At 44.6% G+C, this 6,000-nt stretch carries 5 protein-coding genes; 2 read left to right on the top strand and 3 right to left on the bottom strand.

Annotated elements, in window-relative coordinates:
- Positions 1-668: 668 nt before the first annotated feature.
- Positions 669-1,052: a hypothetical protein gene (locus tag V7K41_RS11030; RefSeq protein ID WP_334848006.1), complete on the top strand. Its 384-nt coding sequence runs from the start codon at positions 669-671 to the stop codon at positions 1,050-1,052.
- A gap of 255 nt (positions 1,053-1,307) precedes the next feature.
- Here V7K41_RS11030 and V7K41_RS11025 read toward each other — a convergent pair whose 3' ends face one another.
- The 3 genes from V7K41_RS11025 to V7K41_RS11015 all read right to left on the bottom strand — a co-directional run bounded on the left by V7K41_RS11025 (position 1,308) and on the right by V7K41_RS11015 (position 5,652).
- Positions 1,308-3,986, bottom strand: coding sequence for a DEAD/DEAH box helicase (locus V7K41_RS11025; protein WP_334848004.1), 2,679 nt, complete (start codon positions 3,984-3,986; stop codon positions 1,308-1,310).
- A 127-nt stretch (positions 3,987-4,113) separates the two neighbouring features.
- On the bottom strand, positions 4,114-4,932 hold the full coding sequence (proC, locus tag V7K41_RS11020; protein WP_334848002.1) for a pyrroline-5-carboxylate reductase: 819 nt from the start codon (positions 4,930-4,932) through the stop codon (positions 4,114-4,116).
- A gap of 120 nt (positions 4,933-5,052) precedes the next feature.
- A complete protein-coding gene (locus V7K41_RS11015; protein WP_334848000.1) occupies positions 5,053-5,652 on the bottom strand; it encodes a cell division protein SepF in 600 nt (199 codons plus the stop codon).
- A 68-nt stretch (positions 5,653-5,720) separates the two neighbouring features.
- On the opposite strand from V7K41_RS11015, the gene V7K41_RS11010 reads away from it, so the two are divergent.
- A complete protein-coding gene (locus V7K41_RS11010) occupies positions 5,721-5,900 on the top strand; it encodes a hypothetical protein (protein WP_334847998.1) in 180 nt (59 codons plus the stop codon).
- Positions 5,901-6,000 lie beyond the last annotated feature (100 nt).

Here is a 6,000-nt window from a genome sequence, read left to right as displayed (position 1 = left end):
CTAAGAGGATGTTTGAAAAGTCCCTAATGATGTATCAAATAGTTTTAGATCCCCCTAAATCCACGCCACGTGCTCCACTTGGGGAGACCCCAAGACCGCAGTGGCTCCCCTTGAAAAGGGGGACTTTGATTCTACTTCCCCCTTTTTAAGGAGGGTTAGGGCAGGGTGGTTTCATACAAGCAAAGAAAAATTAAAACTCGGTTTCAAAGCCTCTCCCCCTGTGGGGGAGAGGAATGGAAGTGAGGGAAAAAGCCATGCCACTTTCACGAGAAATCAAGACTTATGTATTTTTCTTTTTTCGTATGAAACCACCCTGCTTTTTAAGGAGGGTTAGGGGAGATCAACAAGTGTCTAAAATCACAGCTAACCACTTTTCAAACAACCTCTAATTAAGCTCTTATACTTACATCAAGCAAACAATCACCATCTTGGGAATATACAGCGGATTTAAATTTGCTGAATTACATAACTTGCGTCTTAAAGCCAAACATCAAGCTTGTTTGATTGCTGAATTATGCTGTAGCAAATAATTTATAATCAAACTGATGTAGAGATGGAACTTTCTTGAGTAACAAGTGTCTATCTAGCTATTCTCAGGGAAAATTCACTTGAAGTTTGAAAGCTAATGGAATACCCTAAACTAGTAGACAATTTTCTCAAGTAAATCTATGAACAAAAAAATTCTTCTGAATTTGCTTTCCACTTCCTCAATTTTTGTGTCGATGATGTCTACACTGGTGACATTTCATCCTGCCCATGCTAGTGGTAGTATTACACAGCGATTGATGCACACACAAGACGGTCGTACCTGTATCACTAACCCACATGGTGGAAACGATTTTGTGTGCATTCGAGATTCAGAGAGAAAGAAACCGTATACCTCATCTGCACGTTCCTCGACCATTGTTACATCAGTATCAGATCAAAATGTTGCTATGTTGAACTTTACTGAAGAGGAAAGCGATGCTGCAATTAAGGTATTTGGCTGCGACTGTCCATTATGTGTAAATTCTTTGCGTCAGTTGCGCGGTACTGGAAACTTGGTTTACTAAGGTTGAAGAGGACTGATAGCGACTATAACTTTTGTTAGATACACGTGATTAATCACGTATAGAAGATATACGAAACCAAAAAAGCATTTTTAACTACGTACCACTACTATTATTTGGTCAAATCTAAATTCATTCTTGGGGCAGTTTGTAGGGGCAATTCATGAATTGACCCTACAGCGTCTAGTTTTGCATAAGTCCTGAAAGAAAAAGACGCACAGAAATTATCAAATACCTGTGTGCGTCAGAGCTTCCTATTTATTCAACCACCTCATTCACAGGGAATCTATCAATCAACTGCATCGCCCGATAGGCATTACGCTGGAAAGAATCTGGCAGATGGGGAACGTGAGGTATCTGTGATAACAAATCCAACGTCCGCCGCAAAATTCTCACGACATCGCCTTCATCCAAGGTGGTATTTTCGCAGAGTTCTATCCACTCCATTCCTAACGCCCATTGTTCCACTATGGCAATTAACTCAAATTCCAACCATATAGGTAGCGCTACGTTATACCGCCGTTGTAGTTGGAACATTTGGCGGCGAATTCCCCGCAATTTTGCCAAGGCTTCTGCCACTTCATTGCTGAGGTCAAAGTTAACTTTGCTATCTGGACGGGGCGTTTCCATCACTAAAGCCGCTGCTGCTGCTGCTAAATGATGCGGATCTAAGTTGTCCAATTCACCACTTGCAAATACTAAACCCAACCATAATTCATTCTCCCCTCGAATGGCGGCAGCGATTTGCCCTAATTGTGTGGGGACTAAGTTATCTAAAGCGCCAAAGTGTTGGAGAATTGCAATTAAATTGAGAAATTCTTCCCAATGACGTTGTGACTGTTGCTCTACTTGCCCTTGCAATTGTTCGAGTTCGGCTTCTAGTTCGACATAGCGGGCCCGGCGTTTGAAAAGCGTTGCCGCATTGCCTGATTGATGTAGAGGATGAGCTTCTAATTGCTCTTGGACGGCGGTAGTGCGACTGAGTTGTTCTGTTACTTCTGGTGCCAGATGCAAAGATTCTATCGGATTGGGAATACGCGCAGCGATCGCAAAACTTTCTTCGTTACCACGGCGCGATTGTCCTGGCTTCAAAGGCATCTCTGGCGGTGGTAGTACATCAGGTGGCACTTCAATTCGTGGCTGTTCGGCATACAAATCAACTACATCCCCTGTGGTTGCCACATACCACCGATTATCATACCCCAAGCATACCAAGTAAGGAGCTTGACCAGAACCAGGCGATTTTCCTACTAAAACTGCGGTTACAGGTGAAGACACTGTGATATTTTTACCCTTGAGACTCAACAGAGTTCCTGACACTGCAAAGCCCAACATCATTACCAATTCCTCTTGGCGGTCTGACTGTGCTTGCTCTTGCAAGGTTTTCAATATCTGGCGTTCCACCTTCAGGCGTTGCCGCAATTTCTCATAAATAACTAGTTCATTTTCATCAACTGCGGCGATTTGCTCATGAAGTTGAGCTAATTGGGTTTGCAATTCGGCAATCTCATCGTATTCTGGTCTTAAATGCAAGGTAGCCATGTACTGCCCAAAACTGCGCTCTATCAGTTCCCTAGTTTGCTCTAGGCTATGGGTTTGCAGCAAGTTGAGTACCATGCCGTAGCTGGGCGTAAACTGGCTTACTAGAGGGTCTGGCTTGGATGTTCCCAAATACGCAGCTTCTTTAGCTCCTTCAAAGGGAGTTTGGACTGTCACCACATGACCTTGTTTATCCATCCCCCGGCGGCCTGCGCGTCCCGCCATTTGCAAAAATTCGGAAGCGTTCAACAGGCGATGTCCGGTGTCAGTCCGCTTGGAAAGGGTAGAAATTACCGTTGTCCGGGCGGGCATATTAATTCCCGCCGCTAGTGTCTCAGTCGCAAATACGACTTTAATTAGCCCCTGTTGAAATAGTTCTTCAACCAGTGCTTTCCAGGCAGGCAAAATTCCGGCGTGGTGGGCAGCGATTCCTCGATACAAGGGTGCAATTTGTCCAGAACGCCCAGCTTCGGGATTGCGGGCTAAAAAGTCATCAATCTGTTGCCGTAAAATCTGAGACTCTTCATTATTTACCAGCCATAAATCACCGACTTCCGCCACCGCTTTATCACATCCCCGGCGGCTGAAGATAAAGTAAATCGCTGGTAGCATATCCCGTTGCTCTAACTGGCTGAGGGTAAAAATTATACCTGGAGCTTCAGGTCTACCATTTCTCCCCCTATCCCTTTCTCCCCCTCTCCCCTTTTTCTTCTGAAGAAGGCGGGGGTTAATTTTGGTTTTGCTATCATTCAGCAGTGGAAATAACCCTTTAGGATTGCAAAAGTGAAATTCTAAGGGGACTGGGCGAAAATCGGAGTAAATTAGGTCAGTTGGGCCGTGAACGCGATTTAGCCAGTCAGTGAGTTGATCGCTATTGGCAACCGTTGCTGAGAGGGCTGCCAGTTGCACTTCACGGGGACAATAGATGATTGATTCTTCCCAAACAGTACCGCGCTGGCGATCGTTCATGTAGTGGCACTCATCAAGTATCACCGCTTCAACGTCTACTAATGAGATGCCGATTTGCCCAATAGGTGTGCCATAGAGCATATTTCGGAAAATTTCTGTGGTCATTACCAAAATCGGTGCATCTCTGTTAATGGAAGCATCTCCAGTTAACAGTCCGACTCGATCGAACCCGAATTTTTCTCGAAAGTCACGTAATTTTTGATTTGACAGCGCCTTCAGGGGAGTAGTATAAAACACACGTTTCCCTCGCGCTAGGGCGCGATAAATGGCGTATTCCCCGACTAATGTTTTGCCCGAACCTGTGGGGGCACATACGACTACGGAGCGCCCAGCGTTCAGGGACGCGATCGCTTCTTTTTGAAACTGATCCAGTTCAAAGGGAAATATAGACCCTAAGTCAAGTTCTGGAGATGGCGCAGGATAATTCACTCAATCACATTTGCAACCAGATTGTTTACTATACTAACGAGTCTTTTGTCAACTTCGTTAATAGTCATTTGTCATTTGTCACTTGTCCTTTTCAAATGACCAATGACCAATGACTAATGACTCTTTATTATTTTCCCAGTTCTTGCGATCGCTCTGTGGCAGCTTTGACTGCTTCAATTAAAGCGGAACGAAATCCTGCTTGTTCTAGCTTGGCAATCCCCGCAATGGTTGTACCGCCGGGACTGGTAACACGATCTTTGAGTTCTGCTGGGTGCATTTTGGTTTCCTGCAAGAGTTTCGCTGTTCCCAGTACGGTTTGTAAGGCTAGTTGATTGGCAATTGCTCTAGGTAAACCTGCGGCTACTCCGCCATCTGCAAGTGCTTCTACCATGAGCGCCACGTAAGCCGGGCCGCTACCAGATAGCCCTGTAACTGCATCCATCAGCGCTTCTGAAACTTCTACTACTTCACCCACAGTAGAAAAAACTTGCTGTGCTATTTGGTGGTGCTTGGCATTGGTGTATGCACCTAAACAAATTGCGGTAATTCCTGCTCCCACAGTCGCCGGGGTGTTGGGCATTGCTCTAATCACTGGCAATTGCACAAATGCAGCTTCTAGCTGACTTAAAGGTACACCCGCCAAAATGGAAACGATCAGCGGTGAGTATTCTCTATTAAGAATATCAATATGTGCTAATTCTTGAGCGATCGCACTAAACACCTGCGGTTTCACTGCCAAAAATAGAACTTCTTTTGCTTCAGTGAAAACCTGGCTATTATCTGTCGTCACAGCAACACCGTATTGCTGCTTTAAAAAATCTAGGCGTGAAGATAGCGGTTCGCTAACTATGACTTCTGATGATTGATAAATTCCACGCATTATAAGGCGGGATAAGAGTGCTTCTCCCATTACCCCACCACCAATTAAACCAAATTTTATAGTCATTAGTCATTAGTCATTAGTCATTGGTCATTAGTCATTAGTCGTTTGTCATTTGTCACCATGAGCAAAACCCAGGACAAATGACAAAGGACAAAGGACAAAGGACTAAATACTAATTTAACTTTATTGTGCCATCCGGTTAGTTTCGTTGCCCCAGGTTTGATTTGGAGTACCTGTAGGACGAGAGGGACGTGCTGGTGGTTGTGGTACTTCATGAAGAACGCCACCTTGGGTGCTAACTTGGACACAGCTTGGCGTAAACAAAAAGATGCTTTCACCGATGCGCTCTTGATGTCCATCTAGTGCGTAAGTACCACCTGCAACAAAATCTACTGCTCGTTGAGCTTGATCTGGGTCCATGATTGTCAGATTTAATACCACTGACTTGCGTTCTCGCAACGCTTGAATTGCCTGGGGCATTTCTTCAAAGGTGCGTGGTTCGAGGACTAAAACTTCCGAAATTCCGTTAATTGCTCCTGGCATACCAATCACATTCCCCATTGGCTTTGAACCTGCTGTCATATCATCTCCCATTGTAGGCACTGGTTCCCGCCAGCGTCGATTTTGAGCGGTTGTGCTTTCTTGCGGTGCTGGTTGGGGATTTTCTTGCTGATACAGATTTTGGTAATTATTATCTGTTTCTGGTTCTTCTTCGTAATACTCGTATTCTACTTGCTCATTTAGACCCACAAAGTCTCTGAGTTTGGAAAATATGTTGTTCATGGTGTGTGTACTCTCCTGATGCGAATTGCCTGCATTGACTTGGCTGAGGATTGATTGAGCTAGGAGCGATGCCTACGGCGGTAAACTACGCGACATCGGTGGATACTTCAGCAACTTTATTGCTAGTTGTAGCCCATATTACGAGTTTTGGCGATGAACTGACACTTATTGGAAAGGTCTGTGCATCGCCTAAACACAATAATGAGTCAAGATTATATCCTAAGGTTTATCCGAAGGAAAGTCCTTGATACCCCATTTCCTCTTGGCGATTGCTCTTGTCAATACTATATCCTTTGTTTCCGATTGCACCAGTCTGTTACAAAATTCTTGTCATCAAATCCTTAGCTT

The sequence above is a fragment of the Nostoc sp. genome, assembly GCF_036917415.1.
In the GTDB taxonomy this organism is placed as follows: Bacteria; Cyanobacteriota; Cyanobacteriia; order Cyanobacteriales; family Nostocaceae; genus Nostoc.
This window is presented reverse-complemented; position numbering and strand designations above follow the sequence as displayed.

Bases quoted from the DNA above. Each gene is read 5' to 3' on its own strand.
- V7K41_RS11030 (WP_334848006.1), top strand. From the start codon at position 669: ATGAACAAAAAAATTCTTCTGAATTTGCTTTCCACTTCCTCAATTTTT.
- proC (WP_334848002.1), bottom strand. From the start codon at position 4,932: ATGACTATAAAATTTGGTTTAATTGGTGGTGGGGTAATGGGAGAAGCA.
- V7K41_RS11015 (WP_334848000.1), bottom strand. From the start codon at position 5,652: ATGAACAACATATTTTCCAAACTCAGAGACTTTGTGGGTCTAAATGAG.
- V7K41_RS11010 (WP_334847998.1), top strand. From the start codon at position 5,721: ATGCCTACGGCGGTAAACTACGCGACATCGGTGGATACTTCAGCAACT.